The 17,138-nt window shown below is 63.7% G+C and carries 26 protein-coding genes and 1 pseudogene; 13 read left to right on the top strand and 14 right to left on the bottom strand.

The features are described 5' to 3' along the window. The first annotated feature begins 383 nt into the window (after nt 1–383). On the top strand, nt 384–716 hold the full coding sequence (locus tag QFZ88_RS29190) for a single-stranded DNA-binding protein (protein WP_179654558.1): 333 nt from the start codon (nt 384–386) through the stop codon (nt 714–716). 46 nt (nt 717–762) lie between these two features. Here the strand turns inward: QFZ88_RS29190 and QFZ88_RS29185 are convergent, their stop codons facing one another. Further along, complete coding sequence (locus QFZ88_RS29185; protein ID WP_307420974.1) at nt 763–1,173, bottom strand: XRE family transcriptional regulator; 411 nt, start codon at nt 1,171–1,173, stop codon at nt 763–765. A gap of 72 nt (nt 1,174–1,245) precedes the next feature. Beyond that, complete coding sequence (locus QFZ88_RS29180) at nt 1,246–1,539, bottom strand: helix-turn-helix domain-containing protein (protein ID WP_179654556.1); 294 nt, start codon at nt 1,537–1,539, stop codon at nt 1,246–1,248. Between the two features lie 308 nt (nt 1,540–1,847). Here QFZ88_RS29180 and repC point away from each other — a divergent pair, with 308 nt between their 5' ends. Continuing rightward, nucleotides 1,848–3,077 (top strand): plasmid replication protein RepC, encoded by a 1,230-nt coding sequence (gene repC, locus QFZ88_RS29175; protein WP_307420969.1) that lies wholly within the window; start codon nt 1,848–1,850, stop codon nt 3,075–3,077. Between the two features lie 41 nt (nt 3,078–3,118). Here repC and QFZ88_RS29170 read toward each other — a convergent pair whose 3' ends face one another. Together QFZ88_RS29170 and QFZ88_RS29165 are read right to left on the bottom strand one after the other, a co-directional pair. Next, complete coding sequence (locus QFZ88_RS29170) at nt 3,119–3,547, bottom strand: hypothetical protein (RefSeq protein WP_179654554.1); 429 nt, start codon at nt 3,545–3,547, stop codon at nt 3,119–3,121. Next, nucleotides 3,544–4,275, bottom strand: a complete 732-nt coding sequence (locus QFZ88_RS29165) for a ParA family protein (protein WP_179654552.1) — start codon at nt 4,273–4,275, stop codon at nt 3,544–3,546. Before QFZ88_RS29165 ends, QFZ88_RS29170 begins: the two co-directional genes overlap by 4 nt. A 491-nt stretch (nt 4,276–4,766) precedes the next feature. Here QFZ88_RS29165 and QFZ88_RS29160 point away from each other — a divergent pair, with 491 nt between their 5' ends. Both QFZ88_RS29160 and QFZ88_RS29155 read left to right on the top strand, forming a co-directional pair. Continuing rightward, on the top strand, nt 4,767–5,195 hold the full coding sequence (locus QFZ88_RS29160; RefSeq protein ID WP_179654550.1) for a hypothetical protein: 429 nt from the start codon (nt 4,767–4,769) through the stop codon (nt 5,193–5,195). Further along, a complete protein-coding gene (locus tag QFZ88_RS29155) occupies nt 5,192–7,507 on the top strand; it encodes a relaxase/mobilization nuclease domain-containing protein (protein WP_179654548.1) in 2,316 nt (771 codons plus the stop codon). Before QFZ88_RS29160 ends, QFZ88_RS29155 begins: the two co-directional genes overlap by 4 nt. 11 nt (nt 7,508–7,518) lie before the next feature. Here the strand turns inward: QFZ88_RS29155 and QFZ88_RS29150 are convergent, their stop codons facing one another. Together QFZ88_RS29150 and QFZ88_RS29145 are read right to left on the bottom strand one after the other, a co-directional pair. Then, complete coding sequence (locus QFZ88_RS29150) at nt 7,519–8,244, bottom strand: helix-turn-helix transcriptional regulator (protein WP_179654546.1); 726 nt, start codon at nt 8,242–8,244, stop codon at nt 7,519–7,521. A 165-nt stretch (nt 8,245–8,409) separates the two neighbouring features. Then, nucleotides 8,410–8,697 (bottom strand): DUF6522 family protein, encoded by a 288-nt coding sequence (locus tag QFZ88_RS29145; RefSeq protein ID WP_179654544.1) that lies wholly within the window; start codon nt 8,695–8,697, stop codon nt 8,410–8,412. A 267-nt stretch (nt 8,698–8,964) separates the two neighbouring features. Between QFZ88_RS29145 and QFZ88_RS29140 the strand changes: the two genes are divergently transcribed. Further along, nucleotides 8,965–9,423 (top strand): hypothetical protein, encoded by a 459-nt coding sequence (locus QFZ88_RS29140; protein ID WP_307420965.1) that lies wholly within the window; start codon nt 8,965–8,967, stop codon nt 9,421–9,423. Nucleotides 9,424–9,446: 23 nt separating this feature from the next. Here the strand turns inward: QFZ88_RS29140 and QFZ88_RS29135 are convergent, their stop codons facing one another. The 8 genes and pseudogenes from QFZ88_RS29135 to QFZ88_RS29105 all read right to left on the bottom strand — a co-directional run bounded on the left by QFZ88_RS29135 (nt 9,447) and on the right by QFZ88_RS29105 (nt 13,461). Beyond that, nucleotides 9,447–9,755, bottom strand: coding sequence for a DUF1971 domain-containing protein (locus QFZ88_RS29135; protein WP_179654542.1), 309 nt, complete (start codon nt 9,753–9,755; stop codon nt 9,447–9,449). Nucleotides 9,756–9,803: 48 nt separating this feature from the next. Continuing rightward, entirely contained in the window at nt 9,804–10,088 is a 285-nt protein-coding gene (locus tag QFZ88_RS29130; RefSeq protein WP_179654540.1) for a hypothetical protein, read from the bottom strand. Nucleotides 10,089–10,151: 63 nt separating this feature from the next. Further along, a complete protein-coding gene (locus QFZ88_RS29125) occupies nt 10,152–10,298 on the bottom strand; it encodes a hypothetical protein (protein WP_179654538.1) in 147 nt (48 codons plus the stop codon). A gap of 255 nt (nt 10,299–10,553) precedes the next feature. Continuing rightward, nucleotides 10,554–10,922 carry a metal-sulfur cluster assembly factor gene (locus tag QFZ88_RS29620; protein ID WP_373426423.1) on the bottom strand — a complete coding sequence of 123 codons (369 nt, stop codon included), beginning with the start codon at nt 10,920–10,922 and terminating at the stop codon, nt 10,554–10,556. Nucleotides 10,923–10,988: 66 nt separating this feature from the next. Continuing rightward, a pseudogene (locus tag QFZ88_RS29615) lies at nt 10,989–11,126 on the bottom strand (NifU N-terminal domain-containing protein); the annotation flags it as partial. A gap of 95 nt (nt 11,127–11,221) precedes the next feature. After that, the gene (locus QFZ88_RS29115; RefSeq protein WP_179654534.1) at nt 11,222–11,761 is read right to left on the bottom strand and encodes a DUF2249 domain-containing protein; all 540 of its coding nucleotides are present in this window, start codon (nt 11,759–11,761) and stop codon (nt 11,222–11,224) included. A gap of 16 nt (nt 11,762–11,777) precedes the next feature. Beyond that, nucleotides 11,778–13,133, bottom strand: a complete 1,356-nt coding sequence (locus tag QFZ88_RS29110; RefSeq protein WP_179654532.1) for a hypothetical protein — start codon at nt 13,131–13,133, stop codon at nt 11,778–11,780. Between the two features lie 67 nt (nt 13,134–13,200). Continuing rightward, nucleotides 13,201–13,461, bottom strand: a complete 261-nt coding sequence (locus tag QFZ88_RS29105; protein ID WP_179654531.1) for a DUF2249 domain-containing protein — start codon at nt 13,459–13,461, stop codon at nt 13,201–13,203. Nucleotides 13,462–13,705: 244 nt separating this feature from the next. On the opposite strand from QFZ88_RS29105, the gene QFZ88_RS29100 reads away from it, so the two are divergent. From QFZ88_RS29100 to QFZ88_RS29065, 8 genes are all read left to right on the top strand, one after another. Then, nucleotides 13,706–14,134, top strand: coding sequence for an RrF2 family transcriptional regulator (locus QFZ88_RS29100; RefSeq protein WP_179654529.1), 429 nt, complete (start codon nt 13,706–13,708; stop codon nt 14,132–14,134). 226 nt (nt 14,135–14,360) lie between these two features. Further along, nucleotides 14,361–14,882 carry a hypothetical protein gene (locus QFZ88_RS29095; RefSeq protein WP_179654527.1) on the top strand — a complete coding sequence of 174 codons (522 nt, stop codon included), beginning with the start codon at nt 14,361–14,363 and terminating at the stop codon, nt 14,880–14,882. Then, complete coding sequence (locus tag QFZ88_RS29090) at nt 14,879–15,139, top strand: DUF2249 domain-containing protein (protein WP_179654525.1); 261 nt, start codon at nt 14,879–14,881, stop codon at nt 15,137–15,139. The genes QFZ88_RS29095 and QFZ88_RS29090 overlap by 4 nt, the downstream gene beginning before the upstream one ends. A gap of 2 nt (nt 15,140–15,141) precedes the next feature. Beyond that, nucleotides 15,142–15,372 carry a hypothetical protein gene (locus QFZ88_RS29085; protein ID WP_179654523.1) on the top strand — a complete coding sequence of 77 codons (231 nt, stop codon included), beginning with the start codon at nt 15,142–15,144 and terminating at the stop codon, nt 15,370–15,372. Beyond that, the gene (locus QFZ88_RS29080) at nt 15,366–15,605 is read left to right on the top strand and encodes a hypothetical protein (RefSeq protein ID WP_179654522.1); all 240 of its coding nucleotides are present in this window, start codon (nt 15,366–15,368) and stop codon (nt 15,603–15,605) included. Before QFZ88_RS29085 ends, QFZ88_RS29080 begins: the two co-directional genes overlap by 7 nt. Before the next feature lie 119 nt (nt 15,606–15,724). Further along, complete coding sequence (locus QFZ88_RS29075; protein WP_307421018.1) at nt 15,725–16,150, top strand: group III truncated hemoglobin; 426 nt, start codon at nt 15,725–15,727, stop codon at nt 16,148–16,150. A gap of 45 nt (nt 16,151–16,195) precedes the next feature. Then, a complete protein-coding gene (locus QFZ88_RS29070) occupies nt 16,196–16,531 on the top strand; it encodes a carboxymuconolactone decarboxylase family protein (RefSeq protein ID WP_179654518.1) in 336 nt (111 codons plus the stop codon). Nucleotides 16,532–16,566: 35 nt separating this feature from the next. Then, nucleotides 16,567–17,100, top strand: coding sequence for a DUF2478 domain-containing protein (locus tag QFZ88_RS29065; RefSeq protein ID WP_179654516.1), 534 nt, complete (start codon nt 16,567–16,569; stop codon nt 17,098–17,100). The last annotated feature ends 38 nt before the right edge of the window (nt 17,101–17,138 follow it).

Raw genomic sequence — 17,138 nt, 5'->3', positions numbered from 1 at the left:
GGCGCCACGTCCTTGAGGGATTTGCATCGACAACGCAGGTCCTTCCCGCCGAATTTTGGCCCGACGTGGGGCGATGGCGGCACGGCGACGGCTGCTCGCCTCTCCCGTCGGGCAGCGCTCCCGGTTGCATGGCTGGATTCCTATGGCCGTCGTCGGCACGGCGGCCCCTGCGCCCGAGAATTTTCCCCTGCCGCCACCCGCAAGCGGGGCCCGTCGGCATTCCTCGCCCACGCGCCTTCGGCGCCAAAATTCACGGCCTGACGGGGCGCAGCGCTGCGCTCGCCCTCCGCCCGCGTCTCGCGGGCTCCGGCTCTGTGCCGCCTTCCCGGCCATGACGGATCGCCATCGCAACGGGGCGCAGCCCCACAAGATGGAGAGAGACTATGCGCAACATCGCCGAATTCACCCTCATCGGCCGCGTCGGGACCATCAAGCAAGTCGGCAAGACGGTCCGCGTCACGGTCTGCGCCAACTACCCCTTCAAGGACAAGGGCGGCGAGTGGAAGGACGACCAGCACTGGAACGAGGTGACGATCTTCACCAAGTCGATCCAGGACTACGTGAACGAGCACGTCAGCAAGGGCGACCTGGTGCACGTGCGCGGCCGGGTGCGGCAGAACAGCTACGAGCGCGACGGCCAGCGGATCTACACCGTCGACCTGATCGGCGTCGAGTTCGGCCGGCTCGCCCAGGCTGCGGAGCGCTCGGCCGCGTAGGCCGGCGACGGGGAGGCGCGAGCCTCCCCAGTCGCTCCCCCGAGCGTCAGGACGGCAGCTTCCGGGATCTCGTCTGACGCGCCAGCGCGCGATCGGCGCGGTTCTTCTTGGTGATCGCCGACATCAGCTCGTCGTAGTTGACGCCGCTCTTCTTCAGGGCGCGGCGCGCGTCGGCGACGTCGAAGCCCAGGAGCTCGAACACGCTCATGTTGAGGCTCGACGCGATGCGCTCGATCGTCCGGATGGTCGGATTCCCGATGCCGCGCACCATCGTGTAGTACGTGTGGCGGGCGAGCCCCGTCTTGGCCAGGAACGCCTCCGCGCCGCCGTTCTCGATCTCGAGTTGCTGCATCCGAATCGCCAGCATCTCGTTCAGGACCGAGTGATCGAGAGACTGGGGCTTTCGGACGGGCGACATCTCGGCCGGCTCTGCTACGCGTTGGGCACGCCCCAGCATCACCACACCTCTTTGTCAAAGTCTAGAATATTGGACATTGACCAAGCGAATTTCTTGTTGAGGCGACTCGACTTAGCGCGCGCCGCCGCTGAATCGGCGCGTGCCTTGGCCGGCCTTGCCCAGGAACGCGATCGGCTCGACGCCGGCGCGCTCGGCGATCAGCTCGATGTAGTCGAGGCTCGGGTTCGCCGCCTCGGTCATCAGGTGGAAGTAGCTCGAGCGGGGGATGCCGAGACGCTCCGCGAACGCGCAACGCGTCAGGCCCATCTCCCTGCGCAGGCGCTCGAGCGCATCCTGGAAGGCGACGAGCAGCGTGTTGCCGCGGGCCGCGTGGGCGGCCTTCCGGCCGGAGACATTCGTGTTCATCGAGTCAATCGTGTCCCTCGCTGATCCGAGATGGACGCTCCCGCGCGTGTAACTCACACGTTGGACTGTCGTCTAACATTCAATATAATAGACGGATTCGATTCAACAACAGGAGCGCGCTCGGACAAAGAAAAACCCGGCAGAGCCGGGTCTCTCAAGAGGGTGAGCGGGCTGGCGACGCCAATCGCCAGCGGTGCCTCGTAAACGCTACAGCATCCTAGCCCGCGCCACCCGACAGATCAAGAGACTCGCGCGTTTTCACGCCACGGTCTTTGTTTGCCACGCGCTCTCGCGAAGAGAGGACGCGAATGCAGATGCCTGGCCTCAATCCAACCGCCCCCTTCGGGCCGCGGCCGCTGTCCGCGACTGCACTTCGCGCGCAGCGGGACGTCACGCTGTGCCCGGCCGGCAAGGCCGCACACAAGTGGAAGACGTTCCGCCACGTCTGCGAGGCGAGGGCCGAGCTCCGGCTCTCCGACCGGTCGCTCACGGTGCTGAATGCGCTGCTGAGCTTCCACCCGGACACGGTTCTCACGCTCGGGTCGGACGACCTCGTCGTCTTCCCGTCGAACCGGGAGCTCTCGGTGCGGTCGCACGGCATCCCCGCGTCGACGCTCCGCAGGCACATCGCGGCCCTCGTGAACGCTGGCCTCATCCTCCGAAGAGACAGTCCGAACGGAAAGCGTTACGCCAGGCGCGCGCCCGGCGGCGGCATCGAGCAGGCTTTCGGGTTCGACCTCAGCCCGTTCGTGGCGAGCGCGGACGAGTTGGCTGACCGAGCCGCCCGCATGATCGAAGAGCGCCGGGCCGCGGACTCGCTGCGCGAGCAGATCACGCTCGCCCGACGCGACATCGCCAAGATGCTCTCGTACGGCGTCGAGCATAACGTCGACGCCGACCTTCCGGCGCTTCACCGCGAGTTCAGGGACCTGCTCGACGGCCGACCACGGGTCTCGCGCAGAGAGACGCTGGAGCCGCTCGCTTTAGCATTGATCGAACTGTCGAAACGGATCCTCGGCATCCTCGAAAGCCACGTCGCGCCTGCAACTCATCCTGACGCTGGGACGGAGCCACAACGGCCGGCGGCTGAAGATCCGAACATTAGCGACACTCCCGGCGCTGAAACTTCGCATGCCGATCGGCAAGACAACGCCGCGTCGCCGGTCCCCGTCCGGCTCCTTGCCGAGACCTGCCCCGACTTCGTCGACTACGCTCGCCACGGCCTGCGCACGGCGCGCGACGTCACCGACACCGCGACGATCGTGCGCCCGTTGCTCGGCGTTAGCCCGAGCGCCTGGGAGGAAACCTGCGCTGCGATGGGGGCGGGCCCCGCGAGCGTCACGCTCGCCCTCATCCTGCAACGCGGCAGCGCCATCAGGAACCCCGGCGGCTACCTGAGGACATTGGCGCGACGCGCCTCGGCCGGCCAGTTCTCGGTTTGGCCGATGCTGATGGCGCTCGGCGCCTCGCAACGTCGAAAAGACGTCCCCGCCGCACGAAAGCTATCGTCCCCTTCCTTCCCGGACGAAAGCGCGTAGGGGTCTTTGTCCCCGCGCGGCCGCTTTCGTTGCGCCGGCGGCTACGGTTCGTCGACAGGAGGCAACCGCCCGAGCCGTTTGAGGAGGTCGTGGATGGCGCGGTCGACGATGCGCAAAGGCTGCGTGCGCTCCTCGGCGGCGAGCTGGCGAAGCGCGAGGTCAATCGCGTCGGGCAAGCGCAGCGCGTAGGGCCGCGACGACGCACGCTCGCCGTAGGCCTCGAACGGATTGCGATTGCGGTCGCGCGGCGGCCGAGGGGTTTTCTTCGGCTGGCCGGGCTCGCCCGTCTCCGGCGACGGTCTCCTTTGCGCGGGCGGCGCCGAAGCGACTGGGTCGTCGTATGACGGCGTGACGACCACTGGCTGGAGCACGGTCTTTTGGGCGGGCGCGGCCCCGACGCGCTGCGCGCGAAACGCGTCGCGGGGCAGGGGAGGCCGGTCCGGCTTCTCGCTCGGCGCGGCGTCACTCATGCGGCGGTCTCGTCGTTCGTCGCGCCCTGGCTCGCGGCGAGCAGCTCGCGCACGACCTGGTCGGCGTTGTAGCGCGCCTTGCGCACGGACTCGTCCTTGTCACTCATCTGGTAGAGCGTGCCGAACTTGTCACTCATCTGGTAGAGCGTGCCGAAGCCGCTGGTCATCGTGCGGAAGGTCACGCGGCGGTAGAGCGCCGTCGCGCAAACTGGGACGTGCTCCGAGTCGAGGTAGGCGACGACCTCGCGCAGCGGGCGCGTGTTGCGGTCGAGGCTGTCGTACTCGTTGAACAGCACGCGGTGCTGGCTCATCGGCAACTGCGCCGTGGCGGCGTGCTGCTCAAGATTGCGGATCGTCCGGACGACCTGCGACGCGTCGAATGTGTGGACCTTGCAGGGCAGCACGACGAGGTCAGCCCGCAGCGCGGACTGGATCAGGACTTCGCCGTAGTATCCGGGCGTGTCGATGACGACGACGTCGTAGCCGGCGAGGCGCTCGACCGCTTGGATCAGTGTGCCCTCGTCAGGCGCGCGGACGAGGTCGACGCCCTGGGGGCTCAGCCCGCGCGCGACGGACGACGCGTGCCACTGGTAGGAGGACCCTTGCGGGTCGGCGTCGACGATCGCGGCGGAGTAGCCGTGCTTGGCGAACTCGCCGGCGAGAATGATCGCGACCGTGGTCTTGCCACTGCCGCCCTTCGGGTTAGCGACGGCGAAGACGCTTGGCACGCCCACCTCCTGCTTCTCGTGGAATCGAGCACCTAACATACAATATAATAGACATACCGCAATGCCGCAGTTCGTCATTCCGGCAGTGCGTGATTGCGGTGTTGCGGTGTTCGCGCGTTGCGGTGCTGGGACAATGCGCTATTACGGTATTGCGGCAGTGTGCGAAGGCGGCAATGTGGCAATACAACGCTGCGGTTTTGCAGCATTGCGGCATTAGTGGCGTACCTCGTTGCGGTATTGCCGCACTAGCGCACTTCGTCATTGCCGAGTTGCGGCGAGACTATCCCGAGGGTCCGCGTCGGGTGATGGGCTCGCCTCCCTTGTCGTGGGCGCCCTTCTTGAGGTGGTGTCTTATAGTCGATTTATTAGATATTGGTTGACAAGATACCGGTTTGTGGGCCAAACCGGGTGACGACTGCTGGACGCAGTCGGAAAGCGCTAACGCGCGATGGCGGCAAAGCCGCGCGAACGGGAAGGGAAGGGGAGCGCCGATGGCCCGCTCCGCCACAGCACCGCGACGCAAGCCGAGGCTTCGAACGGAGTTGTCGGAGGCCGACGAGGCGCGGCTGCAGGCGGCCGTCGCGCTGTTCGGCGTGCCGAAGGCCGAGGTCGTGCGGCGCCTGATCCGCGCGTCCGTGCAGGCAGGGCCGGCGTTGTCGGCCGAGAACACGCGCGCCGTCGTCGAGCTCGCCCAGCAGGTCCGGATGGTCGGCCGCAACCTCTCGCAGGTCCTGCGCGCGATCCACCGCGGCCAGGCGGTGCGCATCGAGGACACCGAGCCGGTGTGGCGCGGGCTGCACGAGGTGGTCGCCGCCATCAACGACGAATTGACCGAGATGACCGTGGCCTACGGCTCGAAACTGCGGCGGCAGGCCGGGCTTCCGCTGCCGTCCGAGATCCCGGCCGAGGAGGCGCGATGAACCGCGCAGCCCAGATCGCCTGGTGGGTGGCGCAGGTCGAGGCGGCCCGGACCGCCGTCGGCGCGGCCGCCCAGTCGCGGCGACAGCCGCGATCGTTCGGCGGCCTCGAGGAGGAGCCGCGCGCCCGCGCGGCGCGCGTCGCGCCGCTTGCCAAGGCGCCGCCGGCACACGAGGTCATCCGCGGCCAGACGATCACGGGCGACCGCGACGAGGAGCGCATGCGGTCGCTGCCGGTGTCCTCCGGCGGGGGAGGCGGTGGCGGAGCAGTGTCGCCTCGTGCCGCTATGTCTGCGCCGATCGCCGGAGGCTTTGGCGGGGCAGGGCAGGGCGCGGTCGGGCGCGCGCGCCAGCTCGCCTCCGGTTACCAGCCGGCCGTCATCAAGGTGCTCTCCTACGCCCACGGCACCGTCCGAGCCACCAAGACGGGGCAGTACGCGCAGCGCGAGGACGTGCCGCTCGAGACCCACGACGGGCGGATGCTGACCGACCGCGAGGCGGTCGCCGACGAGATCAAGGCCTGGTCGGTCAACTTCTCGAAGCGGGCGGAGAGCCAGGACGTCGGCGCCGTCCGCCTGACGCTGCACGGCGTGAAGGACAGCGAAGAGGGGCGCGAGACCTACGAGAAGGCGATCGCAGCAGGCTTTGCCGGGCACCGCTACGCCTACCGGCTCGACACCACGGCGTCGGGCGAGCTCGAGGCGCGCCTGGTCGTCGCATTGGCGGGATCGCCGAAAGAGCGGTTCCGCGTCCGCGAGGAACGCGTGGGCGATCAGGAGAACGGCTTCACCCGGAAACGCTTCGACATGGCGTCGGAAAGGAAGATCGAGGACCGCATCCACGCGGCGACCGGCGTCGACACGGCGGCGATCGACGCGTCGCCCGGGATGACCAACCACGGCCGCAACGGCGTCACCTACCGGCTCAACAGGCTGGTCGAGCATGGCGCCGCCGTCGACGACAAGGGCAAGGCCATCGCCAACGTCGCCGACACCCGGATGGCGGCGCGCGAGTGGGGGCCGTCGCTGCGCTCGCAGTCGGTGCGCGACACGATGCACCTGATGCTGTCGGCGAAGGCGGGCACCGACGTCGAGGCGCTGCGTCGCGCGGCGCGGAGCTTCCTGCACGACCGCTTCGGCGACCACAAATTCATGTTCGGCATCCACGTCGACAAGGAGGCCGCCGGCCACATCCACGTCCACGCCGTCATCGCCGCGAAAGGCGAGTCCGGTCAGAAATTGCACCCGGGACCGGAGACGTTCCGCGAGTGGCGCACGGCCTACGCGCAGCACGCCCAGGCGGAAGGGCTTCGCATCGTCGCGACGTCGGCGCGCGAGCGCGCCTCGTCGCAGAGCTACGGCCCCAAGGACAAGGCCATCGTGGACGCCGCCGACCGGCCGCGTCCGGCGCGCGAGGCGCGGGACAGGGCCTACGCCGCCGACCCAGCCAACCGCAGGCTCATCGACAATGCGCGCCAGCGCATCGCGGTCGCGCGGTCGAACCCGATCCGCTTGCCGATGTCGCCGCCGGCGCGCGCTGCTGTGAACGAAAGCGTGGTCGCGTGGCGCGCCGTGGCGGCCGAGCAGCCGGAGAACCCGCAGGCGAAGGACATGCTCGAGCGGCTGCTCCTGGCGCAGGCCGTCGGCGGGATCCTGCAGGCGATCGGGAAGCGTGTAGAGCATTTGACGAAGGAGGATGCAGCGATGGCGATTACGTCGGAGCAGATGGCGAAGGACCTGCGTGTCATGAACGAGGCGGTGTCGCGGACAAGCGACCTGCTCGACGGCCAGACCAAGCAGCAGTTCCGTGAGACGTCGGCGCGATACCTGGAGACGCTCGCGAACAGGATCGACCTGCAGCGGGCGCAGGAGCGCGACGTGGAGCAGCTCAGCCGAACCGAGGTCGAGGCGATCGTCGGCGAGAACGCGGACAGGCTCGTTGCCCGCGCGCAGGAGGTCAGCGCGCAGGAGCGGCGCGAGGCCGTCGCGGCCGAGCGCCTCGCCGATCGCGCTCTCAATGCGGAGCGGCGGCAGGAGGCCAACGCGGCGCTGGATCCAACGTCGCAGCGTGAGCTCCGCGCAGAGAGGGCAGTCGTCGCCGGTTCGCAGCAGTCGGCCGCGCGAGAAGCCCGCGAAGCGGCGGCCGCCGCGGACGCGGCGCGCATGATCGCCGAGCACCCCGGCCAGAGCATCCCCAACGCCCTCATCCAGACCGACGCGCTCGCGAAGCTGCGGGCCGAGCAGGAGCGTATCGTACAGGAACTGGAGGCGGCGAAAGGCGAGACGCAGTCGATCAAGGGCCAGCGGCAGCGTTGACCGCCTGCGCGTCAGCGGATGATCTTCCGGCGGATCGCCTCGCCGATGAGGTGGGCCCGGTTCATGACGTCGAGCCTCTGCCGAGCGGCCAGCAGGTGCTTCGCGACAGTCGGCGGAGAGATGCCGAGGATGACCGAAATCTCCCAGTCGGTCTTCCCTTCGGACGCCCACAGGATGCACTCCCGCTCGCGCGGTGTCACAAGGCGTTCCCGGCTTTGCGGCTTGTGGCGCAGGCGAAGCAGGTGGCCGACGGCGAAGTTCGCCGCGAAAGCGAGCTCGGCGAGCGCGTCGGGATTCAGATCCGCGTGACAAGCGCCAAACGAGACCGCAGCCAGGAGGCCTCCGACGAGTTGGATTGGTATGACGTAGCCGGTTCTCAGTCCGAATGCGGCCGCCTCGCCACCCACCAGCTTCACGTCCTCACGCCGCGTCGCGGCTGCATAGGATTCGTCCCACGTAAACGGAACCCGCTTGCGCTGGAGGTGACGCACCACCGGATCACGCAATGCGTAGTGGTTCGTGTTGTAGCGTTCAGCCCAGCCCTCGGGAAATTCTTGGAAGAGCACGTGAGAAGCAATGTCACGGGGCTTTGTCGTCGCGCTCGGAACATGGCCGGCAAATGCCCATCTGAACCCCGATGGAGCCGCCTGTCTGAGCAAGAGTTGCTTGACCGCCGCCTCGTTGTCCGAGTCCTCTATGGACTTTATGAAGTTCCAAGCATTAGAAGTGACGAACATTCCCCATGCATCCAGCCATCATTGCGTGGGCACGCCACGCCTTCGCCAAGCCATATCGCCAAAGGCGCTCGGCGAGCAGACAGAGCATGTTCCTGAGGTCGAGATCTCTTCCGGTTCGCCCTGACAGGTTCGAATGTTGGGCCATCGTCAGCCTTAGTCTGAAGTCTAATCGCCGGGCCGACGCAACTTGCGCGGCAATGGTCGTGTGCCGAAATCAACCGTAGTGTGCTGAACGACTTGCCCCGTCCGATTGACCGCCAGTCGGAGCCGGCGGTTCAGATAGAAGAAACTCAGACGGTATTGGCCCTCGTGATCGTCGATTCCGCGTTCGCACAAGCTGGTAATTGCTTGGCTGTGCATCAAGTCTGGCAGATCGGCCGCTGAAACGTTCAGCAATTGGCTCAGCAGCTGTGCGTCGATCACGATATCGCCATTCGTAATTTCAACACGCATGATCAGTGATCCTTATCGCTTCGGAGTTACCAGGTCGCGGCGGGGGCGGCTAATCCAGCTTGGAGGATCGCTGGCGAGGAAGACTCCCGTGAAGCTTGCGAGACGATATCCCATTCGGACTCCACTTCATCGGCAGGAGCAACGCCGTCGGCCATGGACGGAGCGCCAACGTCCGACTTTACCTGTGCGCCCATGATGCAGTTCCTTGCCATTCCGACTAAAAGATATATTCTAAATATATGTTAAGATGCCTCATGGAAGATTGCAATGACAAACCATACCGAGACCCGCGTCATAAACGTTTTCGCTCTTGCGATCGTGGTGCTGTGGGTTGGCCTGCTCGCTGGCGTGTCTTTTCTGGCGACACCCGCGAAGTTCCTGGCGCCCAGCCTGACGTTACCCGTGGCCCTCGATGTCGGCCGTCACACTTTTGCGATTTTCAACAAAACGGAATGGCTACTGGCGGTCGCCGCGCTGCTCGTCGTTCTGCTTTCGCGGCCGCGGAGTGGCATCGCAAATGCCGGCTGTGCCCTTGCCGCGCTGCTCGTCGCGCTGGAAACGGTGTGGTTGCTTCCCGTGCTCGATCAACGCGTTGGGTTGATCATCGCCGGTCAACAGCTGCCGGCATCCAACCTGCATAATATCTATATCGGCATCGAAATGGCAAAGCTGCTTGGGCTCATAGTCATCAGCTTCGTGATCGGCCGACGCCTCGCCCACCGATGATGTTAAAGGTTTCGCGGTAGATTTCAGGAGATGGCGCTATCTTCCGCTTTTCGGTAGAACTCGATGTAAATTCGTCCCGCCTGGCTAAGGGCGACATGATGAGGAACTTCAGCCTCGATCACGATCGTCTCGCCGGCGCGTGCTCGCCGCTCGCCGCTGTATGGCGGCTCGAGCTGAAAGAGCACTTCACCCTCAAGGACGTGCAGCAATCCCCATGTGCCGGCTTTTGTTGCATGCGCGGCCTGAAGGCGAGCCGGCAGCGTCTCAGGGGTAAAGTCCGGCGAGCGCGCATAGGCTTCGAAACCAGCCGGCATTTGCAAGGGGATCGTCATCCTATTGCCACTCCTAGCGTCGCTCTACTTGTGTTGTATCGCCTCTCGTCACACGGCACCCGGCCGCTCTGTTGCAACCCACTTCAGAATGGTCTGCACCGCCGTCAATCCAGGATCATCCGCCTTGCGGATGACCGTGAGCATCTGGAACCATAGATCATCGTCAGCACTATCGATGAATGCGCGGACCGCCCCGGCGACAAATTCCGCAGTCGCCATCGACGCGTCGGCTGCGCGCATTTCGATGGCAATCGCCAGATCGGGATTCAGCGTATCCAGCACTTGCGCCGCCAAGTCTGGCCGATCCAGTTGAGCAATGAGGGCTCCAAGCATCCGCGTTCCTTCACGAGATGGGCGACACTATGGCGTCGTACTCATTCGACGCAACCCAGTTGGTTAAGTGAAGATCATGACAACCGCCATCCCGAAGACGATCAGGACGAGACCGCCGATCAGCATCGGCAGGAGCGTAGCCGGCGAAGCGGACTTCGTATCTTGCTCCTCGCGACGCAGGTTCTGCTTGTCGCCGTTGTCGTCAGCCATGGCGTGCTCTTTCCGCGCCACATCGGGTTCCGACGTCACCCGTCATCGGACTCAGGCGATGCAGCAATCCGTTGAACTTGCCCCATCGCCCCGGATTCTCCTTGCGAAGTGCGGCACAGGCGCGTGCTGCGAGGCGGCATGCTGCTTCGGACTGCCCTGCGGCGGCTAGGTTTTGAAGGCTGTTGCGCAAGATCTCGCACAACTCATCCTCTATCGATGAGGAAGCATTCTCAGCTTCCGTTCGGCTGTTATGGCTCACCATCCTCCTCCATCGGAGATGCCGAGGTGGCGTTTCGCCTCGATGCTCATCATCTCCGGGGTCCATGGTGGTTCATAGGTGAGTTTCACCTCGACAAATTCGATGCCGTTGACCGCCCATGCTGCGTCCCGCGCGCCATCCTTGAGATAGTTCGTTGCCGGGCAGCCGCGTGTCGTCGTTGTCATGGTGATATTAGCGATAGCGCCATTTTCAATCGCAACATCGTAGACCAGGCCGAGGTCAACGATATTGTAGCCAAGCTCTGGATCGATCACGAGCCGCAGCGCTTCCTTGACGGCTGCGACGATGACTTGCTCTTCCGTCGAGCCCACCTCGCCGGTGTTCCTGAGGGGTTCGAGAACCACCGGCGCCCCCGACATGAAGTGTTCCATGATGACGCCGAGCAGCGCGGGCTTCAGATGCTGCCAGTCGCCGCCGCGCTTCGTGATGGTGATGGAGTCGGCCGCAAAGGACAGCGCCGTAACGCCATCGACATCAAACAGCCTGACTGCAAGCGGGGATCGGGCGGCCGCCTTCCGATCGGAGATTTGCAGCGTTCCTTGCGCCATGACCTGGCGGCCGGGCAGGAATTTGAGGCTTGCCGGGTCTGCCGTCGCTTCGGTCTGAATGAACATGTTGCTGTCTCCCGAGAGGGCGTTGAAGGTCAGGCGGCGGCAGGTGGCGGCGTGCCGCGAGATCCCCCGATACGCACAAGGATCTTGTAGGTGGTGCCGTCGGGCTCAAAACCTCCGTCCCACGCGTGCCCGCGCTTGGCGAGTTCTGGAAGCAGAAATATCGGCTCGCGGCAAAGCAACGCCGACAGCACTTCGCCGGGTGCCATCTCCTCCGTTGCCGCCAGTATCCTGACCATCGGCTCCGGCGGATCGAGGTCACGATTGTCCATGTGTCGAAGCGGTTCCGGCCACGCGCCCTCGGCTTTCGGCACATCCGCCTCTGCAGGCTTAGGTGCGGTAGCCGATGGCGAGAACAGAACTTCCCAGTCCCCATCGTCCAGTTCTCGCATTTCGTGTTCGAACCCTTTGGAGCCGAGGACACTCAGCAAGGGCACCGGCTTGAATGTCGCAAGCAGGCGCAGCCCTTGGCCGGGTTTGAGAGCGGTCACAGCGTCCATGATCTCGCCGAACGGCTCACCGCCGGCACGCAGGGTCGGACGGACGTCGACGTCGACAAAAGATGTCGTCATGATTACCTCCTGTGATCTAGTCATGTCGCACCGAGCAAAGAAGCAACCGCGGCACGCTTACGCCTGGCGGCAGACGCATGGTCACACTGACGTCGACGAGCCGGCGGATTCGCACCAATTGAACGATGATGCCGAGGCTGGCGATGAGCATCAGACCGGCGCAGGTCTGGAACACCGCCGGCATCTCAAGCAACAATGCGGCGGTCGCAGTCCACACGGCGAGGAAATAGAGCAGGAACCACCTGATGGCTCGGCGTTCGACCGCCAGGTCCTGCACGCGCGGCGTTGCCGTCTTGCCGAGGACCGGCCCATAACATTCGAGCCAAGTCAGGAAGGCGGCGATTTTGTAAAGCTTCGCCAATCCCAAGCCTGACAGCCACCCGAACGCGACCAGAAAGATAACAGCACCAGCATGCTGTGCCAGGACGCCGCGAGCGGCCAGCACGACGATCAGGATCACGCTCGCGGCGAGGCCAGCCATCGCAAATGCCGCCATCCGGCTGTTCAATTCGATCACACGGCGTTTTCGCGCGCGATAGAGATGCAGGATGTCGGCGCCGTAGAAAAGAATCGCGCACAGGCCGAACAGCCCGGCTGCGAACAAGACCAGGGTCAGGCTTGCCGCGAGACAGATCGCCGTCACGCCGCCAACGATGGCGACCGTAAGCGCCGCCGTCCCGCAATAAAAGCCGGCATGCGAACGCGGTCCACCCAGCTCGGGGGCGAGCATGAACATCGCAAGAAGGCGATATGTGACCCCCATTGCGGTGAACGTCAGCCAGCCGCCGAGACCGGCGATTGCGTGGAGCGGCACGCCGCTGGCGACAACGTCGACAAGATGCGGGTTGTCGGTGACCCCGCCGAGCACCAGGGTAAAAATGATCCCTAATGTGACGGTCGCAGCGATGCTGCAAAGACCGACGGCGACGAAGCGGGCGGGTAGCGGCAATGGACGGGCAGGCCAGAGCGTGCGACCCAGATTCCACAAGACAAGGCCAAAGCCGATGGCAAGCAGAGCAGCGGCCGGGGGAAAGAAGGCAAACGTGATGGTGAGGATACCGCCCATCTGCAGGAAGCTGAAAAGCAGCGCCGCAAGCCCCGTCACCAGGCATGCGAGCGTCGGCAGCGGCAGCGAGTCGCTGTAGAGGGGACGCGCCACCAACACTGGGACGAACTGGAACAGCGCGCCGCACATGAGCAGGCTAAGCCAGCCCAACGCGACCAGATGCACGAGCACGAGCGTCTCGGCGGCTTCGACCGGTGCGCCCGGATAGCCGTATCCGAACGTCATCAACAGCTCGGCGGCGACCAGCGCGATCAGCGCAGCCGCGAAGTAAGACATTGTCCAGCGGGAGAGCGTTGCGCCGAGCACGTTTCCATTCCTTCCGTGCGGGAGCGATGCCGGCCGCGTTACCTGCCGGCACCGCTATCCGGCAAACTCAAGCCGCTTTCAGCAGGCGTCCGATCTCGACCCGCCAGACCTGTGGACCCTGCTCCAGATAGGTCCAGGAGAACTGTTGCGGATGCTCGGCCTCAAGCTGGTAGTACAGTGGTTTTGGGTCGTGATCATTGACCAGGACGAACGAACCGCCTGGTGTGAGCTGATCTACAAGATCAAAGATTTTCGCGTGCCGCTGCGCGGGCACGAGGCTTCGCACATCGATTTCGCTGGCGGTTGAAGCCGGTTGAGTTTGAGTCATGATGTAAGTGCTCCTTTGATCGCATCAGCGCCGATCGGCTGGAAGGAAATCGGGACTGGAGACGTTCATCGCCCAATAACGCGCCAACCCAGGGTATACGTTTGCGCCTAAAACATATATTGTCAATGTATCTTTTATGGTCGGCTGGAGTCCACGGTCGCCGGCGATCGGCGCATTCTTGCAAAAGATATCTTCTACGGTCATCTTTGCAGACTGGATTCGTCGGAGTGTAGGAAACAAGCGGATGCGATTGACCAATTTCTCCGACTACGCGCTACGCGTGCTGATGTACGCGGCGGCGCAAGAGGATCGGCTGATCACGATTGAGGAAACGGCGGAGGTCTACGATATCTCTCGTGCCCATCTGATGAAAGTCGTCAATCAGCTAACCCGTGCAGGATACCTGAAGGCCGTGCGTGGCCGGTCAGGTGGACTGGCGCTCGCCAAGCGCCCAGGACGCATCAATCTGGGCGACGTCCTGCGCACAACGGAGCCGGATTTCGCCCTGGTCGAGTGCTTCACCAAAGATAATAGCTGTGTGCTGACGCCACGTTGCCGTCTGCGCGGCGTCCTGCATGAAGCTCTCGCGGCGTTCACCGGAACGCTCGACCGCTACACGCTCGCCGACCTCATGCTCAGTCCCGACGACTTCGGTCTCCAGCCCGCTGCCTGAGATTGACTGAACTGGCCTTGCAGCAACTTCGATAAGACCTGATGGTCCCCAACTAGAGCATCGGCTTTGCAGCTCGCGACACAACACCTCGCGCGCAAGGTGATGATTTTTCTCCAGGGGTTCTGCCGCGTCGATCCGGCAAGCAAGTCTTCTGCGACCGCGACGATTTTGCCCTTGCGAGTCCGGCTAAAAGATATATTCTACATGTATCTTTTAGGAGGCGACTATGCTGCTTGAGATTGAAGCGGTTGCGGGAAGCGCGCTCGAAGGCTCGACGCTGAGCCGCGAAACGGCATCACCACAGAGCGTGCCGAGCGAAAGCTCAAGCACAAGGGCCACGCCTTCTTCTTCCAGTGTGGCGATTCCGGAACTGACATTTTTCATAGTGGCGGCGTTTCGACGTCACCCGCATATCAACAATGTCCTGACGCATATCTCCGGCGGAAGTTGGAGCCGTATCGAGGAGGCGCTCCAAGTGATCGTCGATCCCGATACGAGCGGTTGCGATCTCTCCCCACTGGCGCGCAACATCATCGACTTGATATGCGCGGATCGCGGTGTAACCGGCCGAATTGTCAAACCCTACTATCGTCAGCTTTTGGTTGGGGCGCTGGGCGAGACCATCGCAAGACGTCTGATCACTCACGTCACTTACCTCTTCATCGAAAGCGAAGCCGTGGCGTGCCAAATCGCGCCGCCGAGCCCTGCTATCGCGGCCACATCTTCGAGCAGAGGAGTGGATGGATGACCCTGATTTCCGCGGCAACGGAACGTGTCATCGACGTCAAGGACGTCGATCCTCGGTATCGCCACACGATCATTCAGCAATTGGTCGCCAATCTCGCTCCGGGAGCAACCCTTCAACTCGTCGTAGATCACGATCCGAAGCCGCTGCGCTTCCAGCTTGAAGCGAAACACGGCGCGCACTGTCAATGGACCTATCTGGAACAAGGTCCGGACATCTGGCGGGTGCGCCTGCAACTGCGAGCGAGTCCGGGAGACTGATAATGCTTGGATTTCTCACGAGACAATTGGGCATCTCACCCCGGGTCGACATTGTTCCGACCGATCCACATGAGACCGCGCTGCCTCCGACGCGCGCGGAGCGTCTTGAGATGCTGTTTGCCGCTGCCAGTCTGGGGATCGGGGAATGCCCTTCATGGATCATCCAGGCTTTTGAGGCCGAGAAGAGAGCGGATCGGGAACTGTATGCCGAAGAAAGGAGCAGATCATGTTGAGCAACTCTCACGATTTCGTCCGACCGAAGGACGACGCCGAGCGCATCTATCTCGAATCGCTAGTCCGCGAGGACTACGACCAATGCCATCCCGGTGAGACGTTCGACGACATGAAGCGACGCATCTCGTTCTCCAAGGAGGACCGCGGACTGTACCGGGACTGGCTCGCTGTCGCTGCGGCGCGCGACGCGGCGCTCACCGCCGCACACCTGCCGTTGATCGCCGCCGAATGACTGGGACGGTATCCAGCAATCGGCTGCCGCCGGTGGAAGAAGCTTCTGCTCATGAGCCTGCGGATGCGGCGACACATGAAGGTGGTTCAGCACGGCGCGCACGCATCACGCGGGAGATCATGGAGAGGACCGGTATCGATGAAGCGATGATCGAACGTCTTGTGCGAAGGTTCTATCGGCAGGTTCAGGCAGATCCGTTGCTTGGACCTGTCTTCGCCCCGCGCATTCCCGACTGGGAACGGCATATCGTTAAACTCTGCGCCTTTTGGTCTTCGGTAGCGTTGATGTCCGGCCGATACCATGGCCAGCCGATGCAAGTGCACGTCGATCTTCCTGTCGACGCTGCTCATTTCGATCGCTGGATCGCTTTGTTCGAAAACACCGCTAACGAAATTTGCCCGCCAGCCGCGGCACAACACTTCATCGAACGTGCGCGGCGCATCGCCGATAGCATCGAACTGGCCATGGCGGGTCGCAACGGAAAAATCCAGAGCCCGCGCTTCGCTGCTACCGGGCGCGGCAACAACCCCGCCGAATCGACCTAGAGATTGCCCAACGCCCGATCGGCTTACTCAACCCGGAGCCACTCCATGAGCGCAGACATGCATCCCAAGCCTACACGCGAATTGGCCGAACTGCGGAGAAGCCTGGGACCTGACACCGAGGCCGCATTCCAAGCCTTCAGTAAATCGGTATTTTCGGAAGGAGCGCTCTCGAGCAAGACCAAGCAGTTGATCGCGGTGGCCGTCGCGCACGTTACGCAATGTCCATACTGCATTACCGGGCACACCAAGGCGGCCCAACGCGAGGGGGCGACGGCGCAGGAGTTGATGGAAGCCGTCTGGATCGGGGCAGAGATGAGAGCCGGCGCCGCATTTGCGCATTCCACGCTTATGCTGGACACGCTCGATCAGACAAAGGCCTGAAGCAATACCGGTCAAAGGCCTTGAAGGAGGCATTCATGAAACGGGTAGCCGTGGTGCAGGGATCGCCGAGTTCGGTCGTTCAAAGTCTGTTTCGGGAACTGGCAGAGCGTTGGCAATCCGATATTCGCATTGCTGGCGTCGTCGAGGAGCCGCACGGTCTTGCGGATCGGAAATGCAATGCCGGGTATTTGCGCAGCATCGCCAGCGGCACCCTCTATCCGATCTTCCAGGACCTTGGCCCCGGCGCCGAAGCCTGTCATTTGCAAGGCACTGGCGCCATCTCGGCAACCGAAGCCATCGAACAGGATATCGCCGCCGGCTGCGATCTGGTCATGCTGAGCAAGTTCGGCAAGCTTGAAGCGTCGCGCGAAGGCCTCTGCGGGGCGTTTGCTGCCGCCATCGATGCCGGATTGCCAGTTCTCACCTCCGTCTCACCCGCATTCGAGCGGGCATGGGAGATATTTGCGGCGCCTCTGTTTCACGTTCTGCCGGCTGATCCGAATGAGATCGAAGCATGGCGCCGAGCCATACTCAACAGTACGGCCGTTGGAAGATCCTTGCAGGCGTGACTGATCTGATCGACTTGCGATCGAATTTCGGACCGCCG

This window comes from Mesorhizobium sp. YL-MeA3-2017, assembly GCF_030814575.1.
In the GTDB taxonomy this organism is placed as follows: Bacteria; Pseudomonadota; Alphaproteobacteria; order Rhizobiales; family Rhizobiaceae; genus Mesorhizobium; species Mesorhizobium terrae.
This window is presented reverse-complemented; position numbering and strand designations above follow the sequence as displayed.